Annotated in this window: 23 protein-coding genes; 17 read left to right on the forward strand and 6 right to left on the reverse strand. The window is 58.0% G+C overall.

The window, feature by feature from the left end:
- The first annotated feature begins 47 nt into the window (after positions 1–47).
- The 12 genes from AB5Y95_RS04860 to AB5Y95_RS04915 all read left to right on the forward strand — a co-directional run bounded on the left by AB5Y95_RS04860 (position 48) and on the right by AB5Y95_RS04915 (position 12,622).
- Positions 48–926, forward strand: a complete 879-nt coding sequence (locus AB5Y95_RS04860) for a hypothetical protein (protein ID WP_005304657.1) — start codon at positions 48–50, stop codon at positions 924–926.
- A gap of 258 nt (positions 927–1,184) precedes the next feature.
- Complete coding sequence (locus AB5Y95_RS04865; protein WP_368159732.1) at positions 1,185–1,727, forward strand: YtfJ family protein; 543 nt, start codon at positions 1,185–1,187, stop codon at positions 1,725–1,727.
- Positions 1,728–1,771: 44 nt separating this feature from the next.
- Positions 1,772–2,062 (forward strand): hypothetical protein, encoded by a 291-nt coding sequence (locus tag AB5Y95_RS04870; protein ID WP_368159734.1) that lies wholly within the window; start codon positions 1,772–1,774, stop codon positions 2,060–2,062.
- A 35-nt stretch (positions 2,063–2,097) separates the two neighbouring features.
- Positions 2,098–2,700 carry a DUF2796 domain-containing protein gene (locus AB5Y95_RS04875; protein WP_042007052.1) on the forward strand — a complete coding sequence of 201 codons (603 nt, stop codon included), beginning with the start codon at positions 2,098–2,100 and terminating at the stop codon, positions 2,698–2,700.
- A 4-nt stretch (positions 2,701–2,704) separates the two neighbouring features.
- Positions 2,705–3,394 carry an ABC transporter ATP-binding protein gene (locus AB5Y95_RS04880; RefSeq protein WP_368159737.1) on the forward strand — a complete coding sequence of 230 codons (690 nt, stop codon included), beginning with the start codon at positions 2,705–2,707 and terminating at the stop codon, positions 3,392–3,394.
- Positions 3,388–4,635 carry an ABC transporter permease gene (locus tag AB5Y95_RS04885; RefSeq protein ID WP_017781523.1) on the forward strand — a complete coding sequence of 416 codons (1,248 nt, stop codon included), beginning with the start codon at positions 3,388–3,390 and terminating at the stop codon, positions 4,633–4,635. Before AB5Y95_RS04880 ends, AB5Y95_RS04885 begins: the two co-directional genes overlap by 7 nt.
- Before the next feature lie 30 nt (positions 4,636–4,665).
- On the forward strand, positions 4,666–5,145 hold the full coding sequence (locus AB5Y95_RS04890) for a DUF3299 domain-containing protein (RefSeq protein WP_017787621.1): 480 nt from the start codon (positions 4,666–4,668) through the stop codon (positions 5,143–5,145).
- 139 nt (positions 5,146–5,284) lie between these two features.
- A complete protein-coding gene (locus AB5Y95_RS04895; RefSeq protein WP_017781524.1) occupies positions 5,285–6,151 on the forward strand; it encodes a TIGR03899 family protein in 867 nt (288 codons plus the stop codon).
- A 263-nt stretch (positions 6,152–6,414) separates the two neighbouring features.
- Positions 6,415–8,043, forward strand: a complete 1,629-nt coding sequence (locus AB5Y95_RS04900; protein WP_368159741.1) for a PAS domain-containing methyl-accepting chemotaxis protein — start codon at positions 6,415–6,417, stop codon at positions 8,041–8,043.
- 722 nt (positions 8,044–8,765) lie between these two features.
- Complete coding sequence (locus AB5Y95_RS04905; RefSeq protein WP_368159743.1) at positions 8,766–9,647, forward strand: DUF1837 domain-containing protein; 882 nt, start codon at positions 8,766–8,768, stop codon at positions 9,645–9,647.
- 13 nt (positions 9,648–9,660) lie between these two features.
- Positions 9,661–11,892 (forward strand): DEAD/DEAH box helicase, encoded by a 2,232-nt coding sequence (locus tag AB5Y95_RS04910; RefSeq protein ID WP_368159746.1) that lies wholly within the window; start codon positions 9,661–9,663, stop codon positions 11,890–11,892.
- A gap of 79 nt (positions 11,893–11,971) precedes the next feature.
- Positions 11,972–12,622, forward strand: coding sequence for a hypothetical protein (locus AB5Y95_RS04915; RefSeq protein WP_319906681.1), 651 nt, complete (start codon positions 11,972–11,974; stop codon positions 12,620–12,622).
- Between the two features lie 169 nt (positions 12,623–12,791).
- On the opposite strand, the gene cysC is transcribed toward AB5Y95_RS04915, so the two are convergent.
- The 5 genes from cysC to cysG form a co-directional block, all read right to left on the reverse strand.
- Positions 12,792–13,385, reverse strand: coding sequence for an adenylyl-sulfate kinase (gene cysC, locus AB5Y95_RS04920; protein WP_368159749.1), 594 nt, complete (start codon positions 13,383–13,385; stop codon positions 12,792–12,794).
- Between the two features lie 139 nt (positions 13,386–13,524).
- Complete coding sequence (locus AB5Y95_RS04925) at positions 13,525–15,249, reverse strand: SLC13 family permease (protein ID WP_043171269.1); 1,725 nt, start codon at positions 15,247–15,249, stop codon at positions 13,525–13,527.
- A gap of 4 nt (positions 15,250–15,253) precedes the next feature.
- Positions 15,254–16,681, reverse strand: coding sequence for a sulfate adenylyltransferase subunit CysN (cysN, locus tag AB5Y95_RS04930; RefSeq protein ID WP_368159751.1), 1,428 nt, complete (start codon positions 16,679–16,681; stop codon positions 15,254–15,256).
- A 24-nt stretch (positions 16,682–16,705) separates the two neighbouring features.
- The gene (gene cysD, locus AB5Y95_RS04935; protein WP_368159754.1) at positions 16,706–17,614 is read right to left on the reverse strand and encodes a sulfate adenylyltransferase subunit CysD; all 909 of its coding nucleotides are present in this window, start codon (positions 17,612–17,614) and stop codon (positions 16,706–16,708) included.
- 103 nt (positions 17,615–17,717) lie between these two features.
- Complete coding sequence (cysG, locus tag AB5Y95_RS04940; RefSeq protein WP_368159756.1) at positions 17,718–19,142, reverse strand: siroheme synthase CysG; 1,425 nt, start codon at positions 19,140–19,142, stop codon at positions 17,718–17,720.
- A gap of 187 nt (positions 19,143–19,329) precedes the next feature.
- Here cysG and AB5Y95_RS04945 point away from each other — a divergent pair, with 187 nt between their 5' ends.
- Positions 19,330–20,250 (forward strand): SPFH domain-containing protein, encoded by a 921-nt coding sequence (locus AB5Y95_RS04945; protein WP_005304750.1) that lies wholly within the window; start codon positions 19,330–19,332, stop codon positions 20,248–20,250.
- Positions 20,247–20,702: an NfeD family protein gene (locus AB5Y95_RS04950; RefSeq protein WP_216973381.1), complete on the forward strand. Its 456-nt coding sequence runs from the start codon at positions 20,247–20,249 to the stop codon at positions 20,700–20,702. The genes AB5Y95_RS04945 and AB5Y95_RS04950 overlap by 4 nt, the downstream gene beginning before the upstream one ends.
- Before the next feature lie 83 nt (positions 20,703–20,785).
- Here the strand turns inward: AB5Y95_RS04950 and AB5Y95_RS04955 are convergent, their stop codons facing one another.
- On the reverse strand, positions 20,786–21,199 hold the full coding sequence (locus tag AB5Y95_RS04955) for a CBS domain-containing protein (RefSeq protein WP_005304756.1): 414 nt from the start codon (positions 21,197–21,199) through the stop codon (positions 20,786–20,788).
- Between the two features lie 156 nt (positions 21,200–21,355).
- On the opposite strand from AB5Y95_RS04955, the gene AB5Y95_RS04960 reads away from it, so the two are divergent.
- The 3 genes from AB5Y95_RS04960 to AB5Y95_RS04970 are packed head-to-tail and all read left to right on the forward strand — an operon-like array spanning position 21,356 to position 24,568.
- The gene (locus AB5Y95_RS04960; protein WP_201883085.1) at positions 21,356–23,266 is read left to right on the forward strand and encodes an ABC transporter ATP-binding protein; all 1,911 of its coding nucleotides are present in this window, start codon (positions 21,356–21,358) and stop codon (positions 23,264–23,266) included.
- Complete coding sequence (locus AB5Y95_RS04965) at positions 23,259–23,720, forward strand: DUF2390 domain-containing protein (RefSeq protein ID WP_167385407.1); 462 nt, start codon at positions 23,259–23,261, stop codon at positions 23,718–23,720. The genes AB5Y95_RS04960 and AB5Y95_RS04965 overlap by 8 nt, the downstream gene beginning before the upstream one ends.
- On the forward strand, positions 23,714–24,568 hold the full coding sequence (locus AB5Y95_RS04970; RefSeq protein ID WP_368159758.1) for a 23S rRNA (adenine(2030)-N(6))-methyltransferase RlmJ: 855 nt from the start codon (positions 23,714–23,716) through the stop codon (positions 24,566–24,568). The genes AB5Y95_RS04965 and AB5Y95_RS04970 overlap by 7 nt, the downstream gene beginning before the upstream one ends.
- Positions 24,569–24,614: the final 46 nt, after the last annotated feature.

Here is a 24,614-nt window from a genome sequence, read left to right on the forward strand (position 1 = left end):
GCCAGCTCACCTAGTTGTTTATTATCACCCCGAGCAGGATGCACATCATGAAACTGGCACAAGGTCTGTTGTTGAGTCTAGTGTTCGCGTCCATGGCCGGGGCCAACGAGGTCACCCTGAGCTGGCAGTGGCAATCGAGCGACGGTCAGCAGAAGCATCTGCAACTGAACGCGGACGAGCGAGTCATCGCCGCCAGTCGCCACGAGATGACCCTGCTCGATGCCTCCCTCAACTATCCGCTGGAGACCCTCTACTCCTACATCAGCCCGCGGCTCTACAACAGCATCAACCTCATCAACCAGACCAGCCCTGAGACCGCCACCAAGTTTCGCAATCTGGAGCAGGCCTTCACCCTGCACGACGACAGCATGGAGTCGACCCTGTTCTGGCAGGCCTATCAGCAATATCAGGACGACGCCTTCTATCAAATGCGGGTGGTGCCCTGCGTTCACCCCGCCAACCGCAAGCTGCCCTGCGTGCGCCCTAACTATTCCCAGCTGTTCTACCAGTTCAAGGGCGACCTGAGGCCCCTGGCGAAACAGTTCCTGGCCAAGGATCTCGCCACCAGTGTCGGCCTGCTGCAGGAGTGGCTGAGTGGCATTCCCACTCCGCCCGAACAGATGGACCACTTCGCTCCGCCGCTGCAGGCCTTGCAGAACAACAAGGCGGACAGCGACGAGAAGGCGCTGCTGATGGCAAGCCTCTTGGCCGAGCTGGCCCCCCAGTACATGCTCAGCATCATCTATCCGAACATCAGCATTGGCAGCGTCTCGCCAGCCTGGCTGGCCATCACCGCCGACAGCGGTTTGAAAGGGGATACAGTGGTGATCGGCAATCAGCGTCACATACTGCTGACCGGCTCGCCCCTGCTGGCCCAGCAGATGACCATGGCCAAGATCCCGCTGGTGAGCGAGCCGCTCTACTGAGGCCTATCCCCTTCCTCAAGTCTGGCTGCAGAGCGCGGCCAGACTCCTCAAACCAGTTGATAAGCAATTGATTTTTATCGACTGCGTGCCATCCTAGCCGCCTTTGTCCGCCAGCCCCGGTGCTGGCGGGCAGTCAAACGCCTCAATGCCGGTTCTTATTTAACACTTTTTAAACAGATCCGATCAGTTTAGGATGAGTTCGGCCCCATTCCCTCAATGCAAAAATCGTTATAACATAACAAAAGGAGTGTCATCAGGATGAAACATCTCGTACTTACTCTGGCGCTGCTGCCAACGCTGGCCCTGGCTCACAACATCAAGGAATCGGCCCAGGTTCCGCTGGTCAACATCGGCGACAAGGGTGAACTGGTTCTGAAAGAGAAAGAGATCGGCTATCAGCCCTGGCAAAGCAAGGTGCTGGCCGGCAAGGTCTTTCTGATCCAGCACATCGCCGGTCGTTCCAGCGCCAAGGAGCTCAACGCCCCCATGATCGAAGCGATCAAGGCGGCCAAGCTGCCCCACGACAAGTACCAGACCGTCACCATCATCAACAGCAATGACGCCATCTGGGGTACCTCCGGCTTTGTGAAGAGCAGTGCCGAAGACAGCAAGAAGGAATTCCCTTGGTCCGCCATGGTGCTGGATGCCAAGGGCATGGCCCGCAACGCCTGGGATCTGGCGCCGGAAAGCTCGGCCATCATCCTGCTGGACAAAGAGGGCAAGGTGCTGTTCGTCAAGGACGGTCAGCTCGATGCCAACAATATCGCTACCGTGATGGGGCTCATCCAGTCCCATCTCTAAGCCAGAGAAAAGGGGCGCTGATGGCGCCCCTTTGATAGGGGTCTATGGGTCGTACCAAGCTGAAAATCTGGTTGCTGCTGCTGGGCTGGTTGTGGCTGCAACCCGTGCTGGCACAACATCCGCTGGAAGCCGACCTGCCCGGCCACAACCACGCCTGCGTCCTCTGCGCCCTGCATCTGGATGGCAAGCTGGCACTCACCCCAACCCAGATCGTCCCCTCGTCACAGGTCGTCATCGGCAAGCTCCTTGACGCCGCCTTGCCCAAACCTCATGCCACCCCCTCAGGCCAGTGCCGCATTCGCGCACCGCCACCACTTCATCGCTTATCCGGCTAAATCCATTTTTCAATAAACTTTTCAAAGGATTAACGATGAAAGCAGTCACCCTGTTATTGGCGGCCGCCGCATTTGGCGTGCAGGCAAACCACGATGAACACGACAGTCACGGCCACGGAGCCCACGAACACGGCCACGGCCACCTCAACCTGGTGCTCGACGGCAACCAGCTGATGATCGAGCTGCAGGCCCCCGCCGCCGATCTGGTGGGCTTCGAGCACGCCGCCAAGAGCGATGACGAGAAAGCGCAATACGCCAAGGCCGTGGCCCAGCTCAAGCAACCCGATGCCCTGCTGCGCTTCGACCCGGCCGCCGGCTGCACGCTGACCCAGCAGGCGTTGCAGGCCGCCAAGGAAGATCACGACCATGACCATGACCATGACCATGACCATGACCATGACCATGACCACCAGAAGTCTGACGGCAAGCACGACGAACACCAGCACGACGATGCCGGTCACGCCGACATGGGTGCCATGTACACCTACACCTGCGCGGAGCCAGCCAAACTGACCGGGCTGGAAGCCACCCTGTTCAGCGTCTATCCGAGCCTGGAGAAGCTGAGCGTGCAGGGCATCCTGCCCAGCGGCCAGACCGCGGCCGAGCTGACCCCCTCCGCCAACAAACTGAGCTGGTAACGCCATGAAAAATGCCGTGGTTGAGATCCGCGATCTGGCCTTTGCCTGGCCGGGTCACGAGGTTGTACTCGATCTGCCCGCCCTCACCATCGGCGAGGGGGAACGGGTGTTCATCAAGGGACCGTCCGGTTCGGGCAAGTCGACCCTGCTCGGCCTGCTGGCCGGGATCCAGACCGCCAACCACGGCACCCTGGAGGTGCTGGGCCAACCGCTGGCCCGGCTCTCTGGCCGGGCCCGTGACCACTTCCGGGCGGCCAATCTGGGTTACATCTTCCAGCAGTTCAACCTGCTGCCGTTTTTATCCGTGCAGGACAACGTCACCAGCGCCCTCACCTTCTCCCTCGAGAAGCGGGCCCGGCTGCAAGGCAGCCCGGCCGAGGAGGCACGCCGCCTGCTGCGGGAATTGCAACTGCCCGAGGAGGCGCTGCACAGGCCCGTCCATGCCCTCAGCATCGGCCAGCAGCAACGGGTGGCCGCCGCCCGCGCGCTGATCGGCTCACCGCCGCTGGTGATCGCCGACGAGCCCACCTCGGCCCTCGATACCGACAACCGGGCCGCCTTCATCAAGCTGTTGTTCGAGGAGTGCGACAAGCAGGGCTCGACCCTGATCTTCGTCAGCCACGACCCCTACCTCGAACCGCTCTTTCCGCGGGTGGAAAACCTGCAACAACTGAACAGGAGGGCAACATGCTGAAACTCGCCCTGCAAAGCCTCTGGGCCCGCCGTCTCACCGCCGGGCTCACCCTGCTGGCCGTCGCCATCAGCGTCACCCTGCTGCTCGGGGTGGAGCGAGTGCGCAATCAGGCCCGCGAGAGCTTCGCCAACACGGTGTCGGGCACCGATCTCATCGTCGGCGCCCGCTCCGGCCAGGTGAACCTGCTGCTCTACTCGGTGTTTCGCATCGGCAATCCCACCAACAACGTGGGCTGGGACGCCTATCAGGCCATCAAGCAACAACCCGGCATCGCCTGGACCATCCCGCTTTCCCTTGGTGACTCCCACAAGGGGTTTCGAGTGCTTGGCACCAATGGCGACTACTTCACCCACCTCAAATATGGCCAGCAGCAGGCACTGGAGCTGCGGGAAGGGAGAGCGTTCGACACGCCGTTCGAGGCGGTGCTCGGCGCCCAGGTGGCCGAGAAGCTCGGCTATCACCTGGGGCAGTCCATCGTCATCGCCCACGGCGCCGGCAACACCTCGTTCAGCCAGCACGACAACCTGCCGTTCAAGGTGGTGGGGATCCTGGCACCGACCGGCACCCCCATCGATCGCACCATCCATGTGCCGCTGGCCGGTATCGAGGCGATCCACCTGGGCTGGGACACCGGCCGTCACAGCAAGAACGTGACCGCCGAGCAGGCACTGGCACAGGATCTCACCCCCAAGACCATCACCGCCTTCATGGTGGGACTCAGTAACCGGATCCTGGCGTTCCAGCTGCAGCGCAGCGTCAACACCTACCGGGGCGAGCCGCTGATGGCGATCCTGCCGGGGGCCGCCCTGCAGGAGCTGTGGAGCCTGATGAGCGTGGCGGAGACGGCGCTGTCGGTGATCGCCGGCTTCGTGGTGGTGGCAGGCCTCATCGGCATGCTGACCACCCTGCTGGCCGGCCTCAACGAGCGGCGCCGGGAGCTCGCCATCTTGCGCTCCCTCGGCGCCGGCCCCTCTCATCTGTTCCTGCTGCTGGCGCTGGAGGCGATGGCCCTCACCACCGCCGGCATCGCACTCGGGGTGGCCGCGCTCTACCTGGGCCAAGCCCTTGCCACCCCCTGGCTGCTCGGTCACTATGGCCTGCAATTGAGCCTGGGGCTGCCAAGCGCCCACGAGTGGCAACTGCTGGGGCTGGTCTGGCTGGCCGGCATGGTGATAGGCCTGTTGCCCGCCGCCCGCGCCTATCGCTACAGCCTGAGCGATGGCATGAGCATTCGCGTCTAGCCAGGCGCCCATAAAAAACGAGAAGGACAGATGATGAAGTGGAAAATCGTGGCGCTGCTGGCCGCCCTGCTGACGCTGCCGGCCATGGCCGCCGACTACAAGACCATCGACTGGGACGTGCTCATTCCGGAAGGTGAAAAACTGCTGCCCCCACCCCAGGTGAGCCACGATGGCAATCTTGCCTCCGTGCCCCAGCCGGTGGGCGGGGTCAACAAGAAGCTGGATAACCAAGAGGTGCGTATCCCGGGTTTCGTGGTACCGCTGGAGGGGGATGCCAAGAAGATCACCGCCTTCCTGCTGGTGCCCTACTTCGGCGCCTGCATCCATGTGCCGCCCCCGCCCACCAACCAGGTGGTCTATGTGAGCTACCCCAAGGGGGCGCCGGTGGACGACCTGTGGGACGCCATCTGGGTGAAGGGCAAGATGCGCACGGTCAGCTCCAGTCACGAGATGGCCACCGCCTCCTATTCGCTGGAGGCGGTCGAAGTCAGCGTCTACGAAGAGCAGTAACCAGGCACACACGGCCTCCCACGGGAGGCCGTTTTGTTATCCGCGACGGCAAGAACCCGGCCAGCCCCTGCCTGAGGGATTGCCCGCCATCCCGGTTGGAGTAACATTCAAGGCTAGACCTTGCGATCACGGAGCCAGCATGGCTGACCTGCCCCCGCCCAAGAAAGAGAGTTCCATCCTGAGCAGCCAGGAGCAGACCCTGCGCCTGGCCCGCAGCCGCGGCATCGACGGCATGCTCACCCGCAACAGCGACAGCACCTTCGAGCAGCGCGCCGCTTTTCGCCAACTGGCGGATCAGGCCGCCCGCCAGCGCAACCTGGAATCCATCATGGTGATGGCCTCCCGCCACTGCGAAGAGACCGCCGCCGGCGGCGAGATGGACAGCGACTGGCTGACCCACTTCCTGCAACTGGCGGAAGACATCAGCATGGTGCCCATGCAGCAGCTGTGGGGCCGCATCTTCGCCATCGAGATCGCTACCCCGGGCCGCTTCTCCATCCGAGCGCTCACCACCCTCAAGGAGATGACCCAGCGCGAGGCCCAGCTGTTCCAGCGCATCTGCTCCCTCTCCTGCCACTACGTGGGCAGCGACGAGCAGCGGCTGCTGCTGGGGCTACACAAGGGGGCCAGCCTGCTCAGCCGCGCCCGGGTGACCCGGCTCGGCCTTGGCAAGTACCGCATCCCCTACAACGCCCTGCTGCAGTTGTTCGAGCTCGGCCTGCTGCACCGCGGCGAGCTGGAATCCGGCCCGCTGCCCGCCGACGGGGTGGAGCTGGAGTTCGGCGATCAGCGCTGGCGCCTGCAGCGCAAGCAGACCAACATCACCCTGCTCTACTACCGGCTGACCCCGGTCGGCAACGAGCTCGCCCAGCTGCTGCAGGAGCCGCCGCTGGAGGAGTACCTGCAGGATCTGAAAACCGTGCTGGTGCAGGGGCTGCAGATCGAGACCATGATGCTGACCCCGCCCGCCGGGCCTGAGCCGGCCCCGGCCGAACCGACCCCCTGATCCTCCGGAGCCCGTCAGGGCTCCGCTGTTTTGCGCCTACCGCCGCCGCTCGCGAAATGGCGCCACCGTTGCCAAAACGGTTCTTGAAATGCAAATCCCCCCCCTCTGACTCGCCAGCCCCACGCCCGCAGATCCGCTCACAACCGGCCATCACCCCCCGCCGTACCGCATGAGTGCCGCATGATCGACGATTTTCGCCCCCTCTGGTGCAGCCCTTGCATTGGTGATGACTCCTTCCCCACAACCCGGTTTCGGAGCACACCATGAGAGTCAATCAGCCTGTCACCCAGCATGAGCGTCGCTATCCCGAACACCAGCACCTCATCTCCACCACGGATCTGGAGAGCCGTATCACCTATGCCAACGAGGAGTTCTGCCAGATCGCCGGCTTCACGCTGGAGGAGCTGCAGGGGGAGCACCACAACCTGGTGCGCCACCCGGACATGCCCAAGCAGGCCTTCGCCGACCTCTGGCACCATATCCGGGCCGGCAAGAGCTGGATGGGGCCGGTGAAGAATCGCTGCAAGAACGGCGATCACTACTGGGTCAGCGCCTTCGTCACGCCGATCAAGGATGCCCACGGCAAGGTGGTGGAGTATCAATCGGTGCGTACCGCCCCCAGCGAGGAGATCAAGCAGCGGGCCGAGCGCATCTATGCCGGGCTGCGCGCCGACAAGGCGCCGCTGGCGCTCAGGCTGCCGGCCTTCTCCCACACGCAGGCAATCACCCTCTGCCTGCTGCCGAGCCTGGTGGCCATGATGGCGCTGGGGTATGAGCAGGCCTCCGGCTGGCTGCTGGCCCTTGCCGTGCTGCCTTTGCTGCTGGCGGCCATGATCACCCAGGCCCTGAGCCGTCGCCTCGGCAAGCTCGACAAGCTGGCCCGCAGCCGCTTCGACAACCCGCTGATGCAGCTGCTCTACACCAACAAGGTCGACAACATCGCTGCCATCGAGCTCGCCATGCTGATGAATCAAGCCGAGTTCAACGCCGTGCTGGCGCGCACCCAGCAGACCTGCAGCCGGATCCTGCACTCGGCGGAGGGCGATCTGCGCAATGCCGAATCCATCACCAGCAACCTGCAACAACAACAGGCCGAGACCAATCAGGTTGCCACCGCCATCACCCAGATGGCCGAGTCGATCCGCGAGGTGTCCCACAGCTCCACCGCCGCCTCCGACCTGCTGGATGAAACCGCCGACCTGTTCCGGGAAGGCAACCGCAGCGTGCAGGAGACCATAGGGGCGGTCGAGGGGATGCACGGCGAGATCGCCACCTCCAAGACGGTGATCCACACCCTGGCGACCCAATGCCGGGATATCGACGGCATCCTGGATGTCATCAACAGCATCGCCAACCAGACCAACCTGCTGGCCCTCAATGCGGCCATCGAGGCGGCCCGTGCCGGTGAGGCGGGCCGTGGTTTCTCGGTGGTGGCAGACGAGATCAGATCCCTGGCCATCAAGACCCAGTCCTCCACCGGCGAGATCCAGAAGATGATCAACCTGCTGCAAACCAGCGCGGCCAACGCCGAGCAGGCGATGGAAAAGGGGGGGGATCTCTCCGCCAGCTGCCAGCAGAAGGCCTCCGCTACCGGCACCATACTGCAGCAGATCAACAGCATGTTGCAGCAGGTCGCCTCTGGCAGCAGCCAGATAGCCCAGGCCGTGCAGGAGCAGTCTCAGGTCACTGCCGACATCGATCGCAACGTGCTCAGCATCAAGACCCTGGCCGATGACTCAAGCCAAGGTAGTCAGCATGCCGTCCACGGCATCAACCAGCTGGTGCGGCAACTGAGTGACCTGGATCGGCTGGTACGCCAGTTCCAGCAACAACCCGCCTCTCCACCACTCGCCAATCCCAGCCCTGCCGGCCAGGTGGTGCTGGCCCGCTGATCCCGAGACCGTGCGCTAACAACAAAAAAGGCCCCTGTCGTCACCGACAGCGGGCCCATTTATCTCTGGTGGGAAACGCGGATCTGAGCGGGCTGGGATGCACATGCCATCACTGGCCCGGCCTTGATGCCATTACCTTGGCTTCAGCTCAGCAACTCACTCAACAGAGTAACGCCCCCCAGTTCATTCCCCCGTCCAAATGCGCAGCGAGCATTGAGAAAGTACGGACGCTGAGATACCCCTATCGCCCGCCCCCCCATGGCAGCTCAATTTATTGATCTTGCCCGAGAAATCACTCACTCCCCCTTCCCTAACCAGCTCCGTTCGGTAACATGGCCATCAGATCCCCTCTTGTCGGAGTCAGCCATGGACCAGACCGGAGCCACACCGCAGGGAAAAGCAGCAAGCTGGAGGCTGAAATTCAGGGGCGGTAGCTTTGTCTGATGACAAGTAAGCAATCACTACATGCTTTACGTTACTCAGAAGGGTGACAATTAAGATTTGATTGACTTTTTTTCACTGTACACATTGTGGATAACAAATCATAGCTCTCGCGAATGCATTCATACACCATGAGTTAGTGGATACTCTAAAGTTATTTTTTCATGACGATTAGAAGAGAGCAGTCTTATATTCATGGCTCGATTATCTGATTAGCACTGTCTTTTAACCTAATCACTACCTTGCGAAAAATATAAAATCACAGGAGTTTATTTAAAATAATGGACCTATCTATCAAAAGAAGGATACTAAATCAAATTTTCAAGGTTGAAATTGATATTAAATCAGCAAGTGAAAATGATGCTTCCTTTACTCTTGATTATGAAGATGGAAGATATCGTCAAAACGAGTTGGTTGGTCTTATTCGAGATGCAGTTCCATTTTTTGCGCTAACAGAAGATGAAATTGCAACAATAGATAGATCAGATTGGAATAAAAGCAGCTTCACTCGAATATCTGATGCAAATAGAAAATCTAAAGGGGATTATGGTGAGCTGTTACTATTTTTGATCCTAAGTATTTTTTATGACATTCCCAAATTCGTAACAAAAGCCAGATTAAGATCAACGACTAGAGAACAGATTAAAGGTTTTGATTGTGCACACTTCTCTATTAGCAACGACAAAGTCACACTATGGCTTGGCGAAGCCAAATTTCATCAAAATATTAGTGGTGCAATCAATTCAGCGTTCACATCACTAGAAGAACACTTAACCGACTCAGAAAGAATAAAGTCTGAACTGAGGTTACTTGGTGGTGAAATAGAGCTAAATAAAAGACTTGATACTGAAAAGTATGAACTACTTAAAAGCTATGTTACCGGTGGAAAGTCATTAGATAAAGTTGATATCGCGGTTCCTGTTTTGTGTACATATGATAGCAAGTGCATAAAAGAATTCTCTAACAATATAAATAGTGATATTGAGTCTGACGAATTCAAATATAAAATAGGCATCGAACTAGAAGAAAACTTCCAGAAAATTTATAAAAAAACCTGGCCAACCAAGAAAAATATTAAAATTGTGTTTTTTATTGTACCCTTGGAATCTGTTTCAGATCTAAAGGAAAACATTGAGCTTGTTGAAAATGCCATGAAATTTTGATTGGAGTTAATATATGAACCAGCAAATAGCCACTGGCATTGAAAAAATAAAACGCAAGAGTGACGTTAGTATTGACGCTCTCGAAAAATTGTTAATTGATGTATATCGCCAACTTGATTCAAAAATCGAACAAGATTACAATCAATGTCTTTCAGCCATATGTCATATAGCAAATTATAATTCAAGTGACAGAATGGTGCAGCAACTTTTACATGACTGCATAGTTAAATCTAGAGTTTTTCTCTACGACAACCTTTTGAAAAAAAACAACGCAAACTATCTTCCTGATATTTCACCACAAGATAATATTTTAAGAAATTTTTATACCAGTCAAAAAACTAACACAACATTAACCAAGCTTCAAAAAGAAATTTTTGACGCATTTCAAAAAAATAGACGACTTGTAGTAAGCGCCCCAACATCTTTCGGAAAAACACGTATTGTAAGAGAGATAATACTACACAATAATTATAAAAACATAGCATTTATAATGCCGACAGTTTCACTACTCTCTGAACAATATCAAGAACTAAGAAAAAGCGTTGAAGGATATACAATTTCAAAATCCTCAAGAGTTAAAATTGATGAGCATAAAAGCTATATCTTAGTTTTAACGCCAGAGAGAATGTCAGCATTTCTTGAAGAAAACCCTGATTTTAAAATAGACTTTTTTATAATGGATGAGATATATAAGGTAGATTATAAACTTGACGATGATAGGTTTAGAATTTTTTCAGACATTCTTTATCGTTTAGCTAAAACAGACTCGGATTTCTACCTTGCAGGCCCATATATATCTAATTTTAGTAAAAGCTTCAGAGATAAATTTAACGTAGAGTTAAAAAAATACTCTACCGAGATAGTTCAAAAAGATTACTATGCCCTAGATAATAATAAAAACAAGGGGGTGCATTCTGTAGAAAATAGTTTTATTCGAATTATTGGAGATAAGTTTAAGAACTTACTTAGACTGGTGACGGAAGAGTCTATTGACGGTAAGTTTTTGATATACAGATATCAGAAGCATCTCGTAGAGGAGATCGCTATAAAATTTTTAGGGACATCGCCAGTAAAACCACATAACCAAAAGCTCATTGATTATCTTTCAAACTCAGTATCTCCCAACTGGGACTTAATTTCTTGTATAAAGCGAGGTATAGCATTTCATCATGGTGCAATGCCACGACATATCCAAGACCTAATAATTGATGAATTCAATGACAATAGTGAATATGGATTAAATTACCTGTTCTGTACTACATCACTTACGGAGGGCATTAATTCAGCAGCAAAAAATGTCGTCATTTACGATAAGAAGATTGGCTCAGGCGATCCATTAAATACATTAGACAGAAAAAATATCGAAGGCCGAGCTGGACGATTTATGCAACACTTTATAGGTCGCGTATTTCATCTCGAAACTCAAGATGATGATGATGGAGAAACATCAGTTGAAATAGAGTATCTTGACAATTCAAATGCCGCATTGGAAACTTTAATTCAACTAGAACAAGATGATGTACCACCAAGTAAGATAGATAAATTAGATTTTTATAACCACTCTCTTTCTGAGCTTCATATTGACCCACTAATAATAAAGGAAAATAGGTTTGTAAAAATCGATGGACAAATAAAATTAATTCAACATTTAAGAGAAGTGAATAATCTGGATAACTATTTTTTCAAAGAAAAAATACCAACAAAAATCTGCCTGGGCAATATTTTATTTTGTTGTTATGAATTCTTATTCACAGATCGCGACAAGGGAAGAAACTTCAACAATGATATTGGCAAGTCAATATTAGTCAACCTAACTAAGTATTATATATATCGTTCGCCGTCGTTTAAAGAATTATTAACTTCAGATACAGTACAGAAAGCCAGAAACAACGACAACTCTCGCATAAGATATGTGTTTGACTTAATGTCTAAGTACTTTGAATTCGCATGGCCAAAATATCTTAAAACATTCTCCAATATTTATAATTTCGTGGCATCTGAGAAAAACCAACCTTTGATCTCCCTTGATATGGTAATCGCAAAACTGGAGTATGGAACTACTGAAAACCATGAGATAATTCTTAGGGACTCAGGTCTACCAAATGAGATAGTAAAGAAATTATCACACTACTTTAGGGGTTGTGAAACATACGAGGATGTATACAACATAAGTCGTTCAAAAAACAATGAAATAAAAATGCTCATACACCCTATAGAAAGTAAAATATTAGATAAATACATATAAGGAATAAACACATACTACAGTTATCACCAACATCATTCTTTTATATTTAAACTTAATAAAATTCAGTGCGAGAGTCTCTATGCCAGAGAATATAAACAAAACAGATCAGAAGTTCACACAGAATAATTTCTATACTCAAGAGAACTACCACTTTACGCAAGGAACATTTTCTTCAAATGGCTCAACTGACACAGATGCACTAAAGAGCCTTTATAAAATAGCCTTAGAAACCAGAAACTTTGAAATATCTCAATTAGTACAAAGAAACAACTTCTTCATGATTTTTCAAGGTGTTGCTTTTGCTGGTCTAGCACAATCAGCACACTCAAAACCTATTGTTAGTTTTATGCTTTGTTTAGCGGGGTTGCTTGTTTCGCTTTACCAAACAGGAATGGCTAGCGGTGCTAAGTTTTGGCAAGAATACTGGGAGTCAACGTTATCACGCATAGAGAAAAGTATGCTTAGTCACATTGTAAGATCAGATAACGAACGTAGACTATTACTTTCCCTTTTTCATGATGATCATGCACGTTATGGACAAATTGTCGAAAACAAATTGCGCTGTAAAGGCACCTCATTTACTGGCAAGCTAATTATGAAACGATATTCGGTAAGTAAAATACCGATATTGGTTGGAGTGTCCTTGTCTTGCATTTGGTTTGTCTTACTAATTTCAACCTTTCGGTCATATCCACCGCTTAGTATTCCTTCATTCATCACTGGATTCTAAACAAAAATATAATGAAAATGCATCGAAGCGATACGTAACGGCTAGAAGAACTGCGACGCTATAACTATGAATGACTACAATAATAAATTTTGTAGAAAAACAATTAAGAAGGGGGGGGAAATGCCCCCCCCCCCTTAGTTTTATCAATATTCAGTCCAGATAATCAACCTCAGTCGATCAATCCCCGCCGCCTTAGAGCAGTAAGCAACTCCTCCACCAGCGCTTCCACCGGCTTGCCGGCGTTGAGCAGGTGGATTTCCGGCTGCTCAGGGGCCTCGTAAGCGGAGTCGATACCGGTGAAGTTGCGAATTTCCCCGGCTCGCGCCTTCTTGTAGAGCCCCTTGGGATCGCGCTCTTCACAGACGGCCAGCGGCGCATCGACGAACACTTCGACAAACTCCCCTTCACCCACGAGATTGCGCACCAGCTCCCGCTCGGCACGGAACGGCGAGATAAAGGCGGTGAGCACGATAAGTCCCGCATCCACCATCAGTTTCGCAACCTCGCCGACCCGGCGGATATTCTCCTGACGGGCGGCGTCATCGAAGCCGAGATCACCACAGAGGCCGTGGCGCACATTGTCCCCATCCAGCAGATAGGTATGCTTGCCTTGCGCGGCCAGCGCCTGCTCCAGCGCCCCCGCCAGAGTGGATTTGCCCGCCCCGGAGAGCCCGGTGAACCAGATCACCAGCGGCTTCTGTCCCTTCTGCTCGGCCCTACGCTCTTTGCCCACGGCATGGGCATGCCACACGATATTGCTCATTCACACTCCTTGCTTGGCGCGCGCGCCTCAATGCTGAAACGGTCTGGCTCCCTGGAGCTCAGCCTCTGGCCACTCGCCACTGACGGGTGCCATGGTCATCGTGTATTCCTACTTCCCTGCAAAGCCCAGTTGCACCGCCTTAAAACGGGAACAACAGGGGCACCATGACGATCACCCCGATGCTGTAGGCCAGGGAGACCGGCAGGGCCAGCTTGAGGTAGTCCGGCATCTTGTAGTTGCCCGCGGCATAGACCATCAAATTGGTCTGGTAGCCGTAGGGCAGGATAAAGCTGGAGCTCGCCCCGAACAGCACCGCCAGAATGAACGGCATGGTCGAAACATCCATGCTGAGCGCCAGCTGGTAACCCATGGGGAAGGCCAGCGCCGCAGCGGCGTTGTTGCTCATCAGCTCGGTCAGCACCAGGGTAAACAGGTAGATGCCGATAAAGGCGATGATGGGGCTAGCGCCGTTGAACTCCCCCATCAGCCAGTCGGCGATGAGCTTGGCCAGCCCGCTCTGCTCCAGCTGATCGGCGATGGCCAGCGCCCCGCCCACCACCAGCCAGATATCCAGCGGAAAGCGGCGGCGGATCTCGTCCAGGGTCAGGATGCGGGAGAACAGCAGCACCACCAGCATCACCAGCAGCCCCTTGAACAGCGGCACCAGATCGAGCACCGACAGGGTCAGCACCCCGAGGAACCCCGCCACCACGGCGGCGCTGCGCGTGGCATCGAGCCGGGTGGAGGCCTCCAGCCCGCTCACCACCACGAACTCGCGGGAGAGGGACTTGTTGCCCGCAAACTTGGGGCCGGGGGCCAGCAGCAATGTGTCCCCTGCGTGCAGTTCAATCTGGCCGAGGCCGCCGGTGAGCTGGGTCTCGCCCCGGCGCACCGCCAGTACCACCGCATCGAAGTGGGTGCGAAACTCGGCGTCCTTGATGGTCTGGCCCACCAGGCGCGAGCTGTGGCTGACGATCACCTCCACCAGGTGCTGGCCGTTGAGCCGGTGCTGGCCGTAGAGATCCAGCCCCTTGAGCTCCTGCAACACGCCGACGCTCTCCACGTCGCCGCAAAACAGCAGCATGTCTCCCTCGTGCAGCTCGTGTTCCGGCTGCACCGGGCAGATCACCTGGTTGCCACGAATGATCTCGGCAAGATAGAGGCTTTTCAGGCTGCGCAGGCCGTTCTCCTTGACGCTGCGCCCGGCCATGGGCGAGCCGGGTCCTACCTTGGCCTCGAGAAAGTAGCCGGATTCCCGGCTCATCTCGGTATCCTGCTCCGGCAGGTGGCGGGCAAACAGCAGCACGGCGATGAGGCCGGTCAGCAGGGTCCCCGCCCCCACCATAAAGAAGTCGAACATGCCGAGCGGCTTGGCCCCCATCTTGATGAGGAAGCTGTTGACGATGAGGTTGGTGGAGGTGCCGATCAGGGTCAGCACGCCGCCAAAGGTCGCCGCGAAGCACATGGGCAACAGCAGCCGGGAGGGCGCATGGTTGGGGTTGCGTTTGACCGCCCCCAGCATGGAGGCCACCACGGCGGTGTTGTTGACGAACGCCGACAGGAAGGCGGTGGAGAACCACACCTTCACCAGCACCTTGTTGAAGGAGCCGGTGCCCACCAGGTTGGCGAACCAGCTCATGACCCGGGTCTTTTCCACCGCCAGGGAGACCAGCAGCAACAGCACCAGGGTCAGCAGGGCGCTGTTGGTGTAGCCCGCCACCACGGCGTTGATGTCCGCCAGGCCGCTCAGGTAGGTGATGAGCACGGCGCCCGAGAAGAGCAGCGCCGGCCGGAGTTTGCCCTGGATCAGCAGGGCGACGAGGGCAGCCAGCAGACCCAGCACCAGGGATTGTTGCCAGGTCATGGGCTTACTCCTTGCCGGAATCGTTGCTGATGGTCAGCGCCTGCCAGTGGGGGAAGTGCTTGCGCACCAGGGCGTTGAGCTCGACTTCGAACTCGCTGTATTGCCCTGCCACAACCTTGGTCGCCAGCCCTTCCACTATCATGCCCGCGCCCACGGTGACATTGGTCAGCCGGTCGATCAGGATGAAGCTGCCGGTATCGCGGATCTCCTGATACGGGTCGAACGCCACCGGGTCGGTCAGGCTCAGCTCGCACAGGCCGATCTCGTTGAGCTTGAGTTCGCTCGCATCCAGCTGGTCCAGCTTGTTGATCTCGATGCGGTGGCGGATGGCCTCCACCTGGCCGCGACTCTTCTTGGTGGCCAGCTTGACGTCATAGACCCGGCCCGGTTGCAGGGACTCCTCCCCCATCCAGACGATGTGAGCCAGCACGTTCTGGGTCACCTGGGGCTTTTTCGCCGCATCCACCAGCAGGTCGCCCCGGCTGATGTCGATCTCGTCCGCGAAGGTGACCGTGATGGCCTGACCCGGCAGGGCGTACTCCAGATCCCCGTCGAAGGTGACGATGCGAGTCACAGTGCTCTCTTTGCCGGACGGCAGCACCGCCAGCTTGTCGCCCACCCGCAGGATGCCGGAGGCCAGCGTGCCTGCGAAGCCGCGAAAATCGAGGTTCGGGCGGTTCACGTACTGCACCGGCAGCCGCACCGGATGGCGCTCCAGCTCGCGTTCCACCTCGGCGGTTTCAAGCAGGGAGAGCAGGGTTTCGCCTTCGTACCAGGCCAGCTTGTCGCTTGGGTTCACCACGTTGTCACCGTCCAGCGCCGAGACCGGCACGATGTGGATGGTGTCGACGCTGAGCTTCTTGGCGAATTCGCGGTAATCGGCACTGATGCGCTCGAACACCTCCTGGCTGAACTCCACCAGGTCCATCTTGTTGACCGCTACCACGAACTGCTTGATGCCGAGCAGGCTCGCGATAAAGCTGTGGCGACGGGTCTGATCCAGCACACCCTTGCGGGCGTCGATCAATATGATGGCCAGATCGCAGGTGGAGGCGCCGGTGGCCATGTTGCGGGTGTACTGCTCATGGCCCGGAGTGTCCGAGATGATAAATTTGCGCTTGGCGGTGGAGAAATAGCGGTAGGCCACGTCGATGGTGATGCCCTGCTCGCGCTCCGCCTGCAGGCCGTCCACCAGCAGCGCCAGATCCAGCTTCTCGCCGGTGGTGCCGAGCTTCTGGCTGTCGGACTCCAGCGCTTTGAGCTGATCTTCATAGATCTGCTGGGAGTCGTGCAGCAGGCGGCCGATGAGGGTGCTCTTGCCGTCGTCCACGCTGCCGCAGGTGAGAAAGCGCAGCAGGCTCTTGTGTTGCTGGGCGTGCAGGTAGGCTTCAATGCCCTGTTCGCTGATGGCGGTCTGAATGTGGTTGTTCATGTTGCGATTCCTTAGAACATTTTTTTAGAAATAGCCCTGACGCTTCTTCTGCTCCATGGAGCCGGCCTGATCGTGGTCGATGAGCCGCCCCTGCCGCTCGCTCGAGGTGGTGATCAGCATCTCTTCGATGATCTCCGGCAGGGTGGTGGCAGCGGATTCGATGGCCCCGGTCAGCGGGTAGCAGCCGAGGGTGCGGAAGCGCACCAGCTCCTGCTTCACTTCGTCTTCCGGGCCGATGGGCATGCGATCGTCATCCACCATGATCTTGATGCCATTGCGCTCCACCACCGGGCGATGGGCGGCGAAATAGAGCGGCACTATGTCGATGTTCTCGAGATAGATGTATTGCCAGATATCCAGCTCGGTCCAGTTGGAGAGCGGGAAGACCCGGATGCTCTCACCCTTGTTGACCTGGCTGTTGTAGACGCGCCACAGCTCCGGGCGCTGGTTCTTGGGATCCCAGCGGTGGGACTTGTCGCGGAAGGAGTAGACCCGCTCCTTGGCACGGGATTTCTCCTCGTCGCGGCGGGCCCCACCGAAGGCGGCGTCGAAGCCGTATTTGTTGAGCGCCTGCTTGAGCCCCTCGGTCTTCATGATGTCGGTGTGCTTGCCGCTGCCGTGCACGAAGGGGTTGATGCCCATGGCGAGGCCGTCCGGGTTCTTGTGGACGATGAGATCCAGCCCGTACTTTTTGGCGGTCTCGTCGCGGAACTTGATCATCTCCTTGAACTTCCAGTCGGTGTCGACATGCAGCAAGGGGAAGGGGATCTTGCCCGGATAGAAGGCCTTGCGGGCCAGGTGCAGCATGACGGAGGAGTCCTTGCCGATGGAGTACATCATCACCGGGTTTTCAAATTCGGCAGCCACCTCGCGGATGATATGGATGCTCTCGGCTTCCAGCTGCTGCAAATGGGTCAATCTTTCACGGTCCATGTCTGGGTCCTCGGTTCATTGCTGACGCGCCTGGTCGGTGCGCGGTCTTGGTTCAGGTCGGTGCCGCCATGGCAACACCGTCAAATCGATTTGTGTCTTGGCCTCAGGCCAGGCTCACCAGTTTGAGCTCGTGGCCGCTGTCGGCCCCCTGCCCCTGCGCCGTCTCGCCAAACCAGGCCAGCTGTTTGCGCAGGGCAACCACCTCGCCGATGACGATAAGGGAGGGGCTCACCGCCTGGGCGGCCAGTTCGGCCAGCTCAACCAAGGTGCCGGTCAGCACGCGCTGCCGCGCCGTGGTGCCGCGTTCGATGATGGCGATGGGGGTGGCGCTGCTGCGGCCATGGTTCACCAGCTGCTGCTGGATATGCTCGGAGCGCATCAGCCCCATGTAGATAACCAGGGTCTGGCTGGTGGCGGCGAGCTGCTGCCAGTCGGGCTCCTTGCCCTCTTTCTGACAGTGGCCGGTAATGAAGACGGCGCTCTGGGCATGGTCGCGGTGAGTCAGCGGAATGCCGGCATAGGCAGTGGCGCCGGCAGCGGCCGTGATGCCGGGCACCACCGAGAAGGGGATGCCCTCCTCGGCCAGCACTTCCAGCTCTTCGCCGCCACGGCCGAACATGAAGGGATCGCCCCCCTTGAGCCGCACCACCCGGTTGCCCGCCCTGGCGTATTCCACCAGCAGGCGATTGGTCTCCTCCTGCGGCACGCTGTGAGCGCCGGCCTTCTTGCCGACCGACACCAAAGTGGCATCGCGGCGCACCAGGTCCAGGATCTCGGGCGAGACCAGCTGGTCATAGAGCACCACTTCGGCCTGCTGAATTTGTTGCAGCGCCTTGAGGGTCAACAGGCCCGGATCGCCGGGGCCCGCTCCTACCAACACCACCTCGCCCACCTCGGTCTGGGCCTTGTCCAGACCCTCGTTCAGCCACTGCTCGGCCCCCTGCCAATCGGCTTTCTCAATCAAACCGGCCAGGGTGTTGGAGGCAAAGGCGCGCTCCCAGAAGCGGCGACGGTCGGAAATTGAGGAGAGCACCCGCTTGGCCCGGTCGCGTACCCGACCCGAGAGTTCGGCCAGGCCGCCGAGGTGGCGCGGCAGCAGGCTCTCAAGCCGCTCGCGCAGCAGACGCACCAGCACAGGCGCCTTGCCGCCGCTGGACACAGCCACCATGATGGGGCTGCGATCGATGATGGAGGGGAAGATAAAGCTGGAGCGCTTGGGGTCGTCCACCACGTTGACGAACAGACCGAGCTGGTTGGCGCTCTGATAGACCAGGGCGTTCACCTCGAGGTCGTCGGTGGCGGCCACCACCAGGATCTGGCCGGCCAGATGGGCAGGTAAGAAGCGCTCCGCCAGATGAGTGAAGCGACCGGCAAATTCATGGAAGTCGGGTTCCAGCTCGGGGGAGACCAGGGTCAGCCTGGCACCGGCCGCCAACAGCAGGCGCGCCTTGCGCAGGGCCACTTCGCCCCCTCCCACCAACAGCACCGGGCGACCGTCCAACTTGGCAAACATCGGCAAATAATCCATTTCGGCCCATCCCTCGGAACACGACTAATATGGGGCGACTATAGGCAGGGCTGCTTATCCCTCAAAATAATAAAAAATGCTTTTTAATGCATTTTAGTAATTAACAAAGCCGTATGATGACAAAGGCGCTTGTGGTGCCGCACGCAAGGCCATAGGCTAGTGAAAGTGTTTCATAAGGAGCTAAATGATGAATGAGTCATTGATTGTGCTGGGGATCTTTGTGTTTCTGGTACTTCTCACCCTGAGCGCCGGTATCAAGATAGTGCCGCAGGGTTACAACTGGACCGTGGAGCGCTTCGGCCGCTACACCCGCACCCTCTCCCCCGGCCTCAACCTGCTGATCCCCTACATAGATCGCATCGGCCACAAGATCATCATGATGGAGCAGGTGCTGGACATCCCGGCGCAAGAGGTGATCTCCCGCGACAACGCCAACGTCACCATAGACGCCATCAGCTTCGTGCAGGTGGTGGATGCCCGCAAGGCAGGCTACGAGGTCAACGATCTCACCAGCGCCATCCGCAACCTGACCATGACCAATATGCGGACCGTGCTGGGCGCCATGGAGCTGGACGAGATGCTCTCCCAGCGCGACACCATCAACGAGAAGCTGCTGCGCACCATGGATGCGGCCACCGCCCCCTGGGGCATCAAGGTGACCCGGATCGAGATCAAGGATGTACGTCCGCCGCTGGCGCTGGTCGAAGCCATGAACGCCCAGATGAAGGCCGAGCGCCAGAAACGGGCCGAGGTGCTGGAAGCCGAAGGGGTGCGCCAGTCCAAGATCCTGAAAGCGGAAGGTGAGAAGCAGTCCCAGATCCTCAAGGCCGAGGGTGAGCGTCAAGCCGCCTTCCTCGCCGCCGAGGCGCGGGAGCGGGCCGCCGAAGCGGAAGCCAAGGCGACCCACATGGTGTCAAAAGCCATCGCCGAAGGGGATCTGCAGGCCATCAACTACTTCGTGGCCCAGAAATACACAGAGGCGCTGGCCCGCATCGGTGAAGGCCCCAACAGCAAGGTGGTGATGATGCCGCTGGAGGCGGGCAGCCTGATCGGCGCCGTGGCCGGCATGGCCGAGCTGTTCAAGGATGGCAAGGGCGGCAAATCATGACAGCCCTGTTCGAGGGGCTGACCCACTGGCACTGGCTGGGGCTCGGCTTCGTGCTGCTGGCCATCGAGGTGCTGGGCTCGGTGGGCTTTCTGCTCTGGACCGGCATCGCCGCGCTGGAGGTGGGCCTGCTGCTGCTGGTCTGGCCCTTCGGCTGGCAGGCCCAGCTGCTGCTGTTCGCCCTGCAATCCCTGCTCACCACCTGGGCCTGGTGGCGCTGGCAGCACCGCCAGGATCGATCGGAGCAGGATGCCGCCGCCCCCATCAACGAGCGGATGCAGGGGTATCTGGGGCGCGAGCTGGTGCTGCTGGATGACGTGACTCAGGGGATGAGCCGGGTACACCTGGACGACACCGCCTGGACGGTGCGCTGCAGCCAGCCACTGCTCGCCGGCAGCAAGGTGCGGGTGACGGGGCATGACTCCCATATCCTGCTGGTAGAGCCGCTGCCCTGACACGAGGGCAGGCGCCTGTGACCAAAAACAGCAAAGGGCTCCGCGGAGCCCTTTTTCATTCTCTTGCAATCCGTACCGGCGGGTTAGAAGGCGTCGCTGTCAAGGGCTGCGCGCAGCAGATCCTTCCAGCTGATGATGCCGACCAGGGCGCCGTTTTCCAGCACCGGCAGACAGGAGACGTTCTTCTCCAGCATCAGCTTGACCCCCTCCCGCACCGTGAGCTGGGGGGCGATGGTGATGGGGTGACGGCTCATGATCTGGTGAGCGCGCCGGTTGAGGGTCTCGGTGTCGCGGCTCATCTCGGCCTCGGAGTCGAGATAGGGGCTGATGGCGCGAAACAGGTCGCGATCGGAGATGACTCCTACCAGTTCCTCTTCTTCCAGCACCAGCAGATGGCGAAAGTGGGCCTGCTCGAAGATCTCCTTGATGACGCTCAACCTGTCGTCCATGGATACGGTGGCGACCCGGGTCGTCATGATGTCCCTGATATGCAGCATGCTAGCCTCCACCGTCATACTGTTTGATAGTTCTGTTATGACATGTTTTTGTGGTGCCAGCCAGTAGCAGGCCCGTACCTAAAGTGCAAACCGGCGCCATTTCACGTAAGATCCGCGCCAGTTTTTCTCCTTCATTTGAGCCAAGCAGACCAATCCATGATAGTTGCCAGTCAAATCGAACTGATCCGCGGCGGCCGCAAGCTGCTGGACAACGCATCCGCCACCATTCACCCCGGCCACAAGGTGGGTCTGGTGGGCAAGAACGGCTGTGGCAAGTCCACCTTTTTTGCACTGGTACGGGGCGAGCTGGCCATCGACAGCGGCAGCTTCAGCCTGCCCGCCGGCTGGCAGATTGCCGGGGTGGCACAGGAGACCCCGGCGCTGGACTGCTCCGCCCTCGACTACGTGATCGACGGCGACAAGGAGTTCCGCGCGCTGGAGGCCGAGCTGGCCCAGGCCGAGCAGGATGACAACGGTCTGCTGGTGGCCGAGCTGCACGGCAAGCTCGACACCATAGGTGCCTACAGCATCCGCGCTCGCGCCGCCGAGCTGTTGCACGGCCTCGGCTTTGGCGACGAGCAGCTCGGCTCGCCGGTGCGCAGCTTCTCTGGTGGCTGGCGCATGCGCCTCAACCTCGCCCAGGCGCTGCTCTGCCGCTCCGATCTGCTGCTGCTCGATGAACCGACCAACCACCTGGATCTCGACGCCGTCATCTGGCTGGAGAAGTGGCTCAAGGGCTATCAGGGCACGCTGGTGCTCATCTCTCACGACCGCGACTTCCTCGACTCTGTGGTGACTCGCATCATCCATATCGAGAACGGCAAGCTCAACGAATACAGCGGCGGCTACTCCGACTTCGAACTGCAGCGCGCCGAACACCTGGCCCAGCAGCAGTCCATGTACGAGAAGCAGCAGCGGGAGATGGCCCACATGCAATCCTATGTGGATCGCTTCCGCTACAAGGCCTCCAAGGCGCGCCAAGCCCAGAGCCGATTGAAGGCCATGGAGCGGATGGAGAAGATCCTGCCCGCCCACGCCGACTCCGAATTCAGCTTCGAGTTTCGCGAGCCGTCGGCCCTGCCGACCCCGCTGATTGCCATGGAAAACCTCAGCGCCGGTTACGGCGACAAGGTGATCCTGGAGAAGATCAAACTCAACCTGGTACCGGGTTCACGCATCGGCCTGCTCGGTCGCAACGGCGCCGGCAAATCCACCTTCATCAAGATGCTGGCGGGCTCCAACCCGCCGCTCTCCGGCAAGCTGGAAGTGAGCGCCGGGGTGAGCATCGGCTACTTCGCCCAGCATCAGCTGGAGACCCTGCGCCTGGATGACTCCCCCCTCGATCATCTGGTGCGCCTCGCACCGGACAAGACCGAGCAGGAGCTGCGCAACTATCTGGGCAGCTTCGGCTTTCATGGTGACAAGGCGCTCGACAAGGTGGCCCCCTTCTCCGGTGGCGAGAAGGCGCGACTGGTGCTGGCCCTCATCACCTGGCAAAAGCCCAACCTGCTGCTGCTGGATGAACCGACCAACCACCTGGATCTGGAGATGCGCCACGCCCTGACCATGGCGCTGCAAGGCTTCGAGGGCGCCATGGTGGTGGTCTCCCACGACCGTCACCTGCTGCGTACCACCACCGATGACTTCTATCTGGTGCACGGTGGCCGGGTCGAGGCCTTCGACGGCGATCTGGACGACTACCACAAGTGGCTCGGCGAGCAGGAGAAAGAGGCCAACGCCAAACAGGATGACGGCGTCGTCTCCGCCAACTCGGCAGTGGCGCGCAAGGATCAGAAGCGGCGTGAGGCGGAGTTCCGGCAACAGACCCGACCGCTGCGCCAGAAGCTGGAGAAGCTCGAAACCAGCATGGAGAAGCTGCAGGCCAAGCTGGCCGCGGTGGAAGAGCAGCTGGCCGACCCCGCCATCTATGAAGAGAGCGCCAAGCAGAAGCTCTCCGAACTGCTCAAGTCCCAGGGCCCCATCAAGGAGGAGCTGGAAGGGGTGGAGCTGGAGTGGATGAGCCTCTCTGAGGAGCTGGAAACCATGGAGCAGGCCTTCCTTGCGTGACGAACAGCTGATGACGAGCGAGCGGATCGACGCCCACGAACTGCCGGGCCCGCTCGACTTCTGGCACTGGAGCGGCGAAACCTACGGTGCGCGCAGCCAGGATTGGCTCAGCGTGCAGGCGCTGGGGGGCAACGTCAACCTGGCCCTGTTGCTGCACCGGCTGGATCAGTGCGGGATCCCGGTCGATCTCACCGACCTGCAACCGGCGCTGGTGCAGACCGAGGCGGTGCTCGGCCCCTGGCGCACCCTGCGTTCAAGCGCCAAGGCGCGGCTCGGCGAGCAGGAGTATCAGGCCATGCTGGCCCACGAGCTGGAGCTGGAGCGGCTGCAACAAGGGGTGCTGCTGCAGACCCTGCGCAGCCTCACCCTGTTTCGCGGCAACAGCCGCAACCTGTTGAACTATCTATCGTTACTGGGGGCCCAGCAGGGCCCTCTCAGAGACCTAATATGCTGAGTTATCGCCACGCCTTTCACGCCGGCAACCACGCCGACGTGCTGAAACACGCCGTTCAGGCCCTGATCATCGAGTCCCTCAAGAAGAAGGAGAAACCCTTCATCGTGCTGGACACCCATGCTGGCGGCGGTCTCTACGACCTGCGCGGCGACTGGTCCCAGAAGAAGGCGGAATACGCCGACGGCATTGGCCGGCTGTGGGACGAGCGGGCCCAGTGGCCGGCCATGGCCCCCTATCTCGGCGTCATCGAGGAGATGAACAGCGATGGTCAGTTGCGCTACTACCCCGGCTCGCCGGAACTGTCGCGCCGCCTCGCCCGCGAGCAGGACAAGCTGGCGCTGATGGAGCTGCACAACAACGAGGTGGAGGACCTGCGCGCCAACATGGGTTACGACCCCCGCGTCGCCGTGCACCATCGCGATGGCTTTGAGGGGCTGGTGGCCCTGCTGCCGCCCACCCCGCGCCGCGGCCTGGTGCTGATAGACCCGCCCTATGAGCTGAAAGAAGACTACTTCGCGGTAGTCGATACCCTGAAAAAGGCGCAAAAACGCTGGGCCACCGGCATCTACGCCCTCTGGTATCCCATTCTGGGGGAAGAGGCGGACAAGTCCCGCGACATGCTGCGCGCCATCAAGCGGGAGAACTTCGGCAACGTCCTGGTGGCCGAGCTGGAAGTGGCCGGCCAAACCGCCGACTGGGGCATGAATGGCTCAGGCATGCTGATAGTGAGCCCCCCCTGGATGCTGGACGAGCAGATTGAAGCCTTCCTCAAACCTCTGTGCGCCAAACTGGCCCAGGGCGCCGGCGCCCAGTACAAGGTGGAGTGGCTGAACAAGGCCGAGGCCTGACCGTTCATCCGCCACAAAAACGACAAAGCCCCGCGAGGGGCTTTTC

Origin of the sequence: Aeromonas sp. R5-3 (genome assembly GCF_040908225.1) — a bacterium.
Lineage (GTDB): Bacteria > Pseudomonadota > Gammaproteobacteria > Enterobacterales > Aeromonadaceae > Aeromonas > Aeromonas dhakensis.

What these genes read in the sequence shown, in the direction of transcription:
- AB5Y95_RS04860 (WP_005304657.1), top strand. Translation starts at nt 48, where the DNA reads ATGAAACTGGCACAAGGTCTGTTGTTGAGTCTAGTGTTCGCGTCCATG.
- AB5Y95_RS04865 (WP_368159732.1), top strand. Translation starts at nt 1,185, where the DNA reads ATGAAACATCTCGTACTTACTCTGGCGCTGCTGCCAACGCTGGCCCTG.
- AB5Y95_RS04870 (WP_368159734.1), top strand. Translation starts at nt 1,772, where the DNA reads ATGGGTCGTACCAAGCTGAAAATCTGGTTGCTGCTGCTGGGCTGGTTG.
- AB5Y95_RS04875 (WP_042007052.1), top strand. Translation starts at nt 2,098, where the DNA reads ATGAAAGCAGTCACCCTGTTATTGGCGGCCGCCGCATTTGGCGTGCAG.
- AB5Y95_RS04880 (WP_368159737.1), top strand. Translation starts at nt 2,705, where the DNA reads ATGAAAAATGCCGTGGTTGAGATCCGCGATCTGGCCTTTGCCTGGCCG.
- AB5Y95_RS04885 (WP_017781523.1), top strand. Translation starts at nt 3,388, where the DNA reads ATGCTGAAACTCGCCCTGCAAAGCCTCTGGGCCCGCCGTCTCACCGCC.
- AB5Y95_RS04890 (WP_017787621.1), top strand. Translation starts at nt 4,666, where the DNA reads ATGATGAAGTGGAAAATCGTGGCGCTGCTGGCCGCCCTGCTGACGCTG.
- AB5Y95_RS04895 (WP_017781524.1), top strand. Translation starts at nt 5,285, where the DNA reads ATGGCTGACCTGCCCCCGCCCAAGAAAGAGAGTTCCATCCTGAGCAGC.
- AB5Y95_RS04900 (WP_368159741.1), top strand. Translation starts at nt 6,415, where the DNA reads ATGAGAGTCAATCAGCCTGTCACCCAGCATGAGCGTCGCTATCCCGAA.
- AB5Y95_RS04905 (WP_368159743.1), top strand. Translation starts at nt 8,766, where the DNA reads ATGGACCTATCTATCAAAAGAAGGATACTAAATCAAATTTTCAAGGTT.
- AB5Y95_RS04910 (WP_368159746.1), top strand. Translation starts at nt 9,661, where the DNA reads ATGAACCAGCAAATAGCCACTGGCATTGAAAAAATAAAACGCAAGAGT.
- AB5Y95_RS04915 (WP_319906681.1), top strand. Translation starts at nt 11,972, where the DNA reads ATGCCAGAGAATATAAACAAAACAGATCAGAAGTTCACACAGAATAAT.
- cysC (WP_368159749.1), bottom strand. Translation starts at nt 13,385, where the DNA reads ATGAGCAATATCGTGTGGCATGCCCATGCCGTGGGCAAAGAGCGTAGG.
- AB5Y95_RS04925 (WP_043171269.1), bottom strand. Translation starts at nt 15,249, where the DNA reads ATGACCTGGCAACAATCCCTGGTGCTGGGTCTGCTGGCTGCCCTCGTC.
- cysN (WP_368159751.1), bottom strand. Translation starts at nt 16,681, where the DNA reads ATGAACAACCACATTCAGACCGCCATCAGCGAACAGGGCATTGAAGCC.
- cysD (WP_368159754.1), bottom strand. Translation starts at nt 17,614, where the DNA reads ATGGACCGTGAAAGATTGACCCATTTGCAGCAGCTGGAAGCCGAGAGC.
- cysG (WP_368159756.1), bottom strand. Translation starts at nt 19,142, where the DNA reads ATGGATTATTTGCCGATGTTTGCCAAGTTGGACGGTCGCCCGGTGCTG.
- AB5Y95_RS04945 (WP_005304750.1), top strand. Translation starts at nt 19,330, where the DNA reads ATGAATGAGTCATTGATTGTGCTGGGGATCTTTGTGTTTCTGGTACTT.
- AB5Y95_RS04950 (WP_216973381.1), top strand. Translation starts at nt 20,247, where the DNA reads ATGACAGCCCTGTTCGAGGGGCTGACCCACTGGCACTGGCTGGGGCTC.
- AB5Y95_RS04955 (WP_005304756.1), bottom strand. Translation starts at nt 21,199, where the DNA reads ATGCTGCATATCAGGGACATCATGACGACCCGGGTCGCCACCGTATCC.
- AB5Y95_RS04960 (WP_201883085.1), top strand. Translation starts at nt 21,356, where the DNA reads ATGATAGTTGCCAGTCAAATCGAACTGATCCGCGGCGGCCGCAAGCTG.
- AB5Y95_RS04970 (WP_368159758.1), top strand. Translation starts at nt 23,714, where the DNA reads ATGCTGAGTTATCGCCACGCCTTTCACGCCGGCAACCACGCCGACGTG.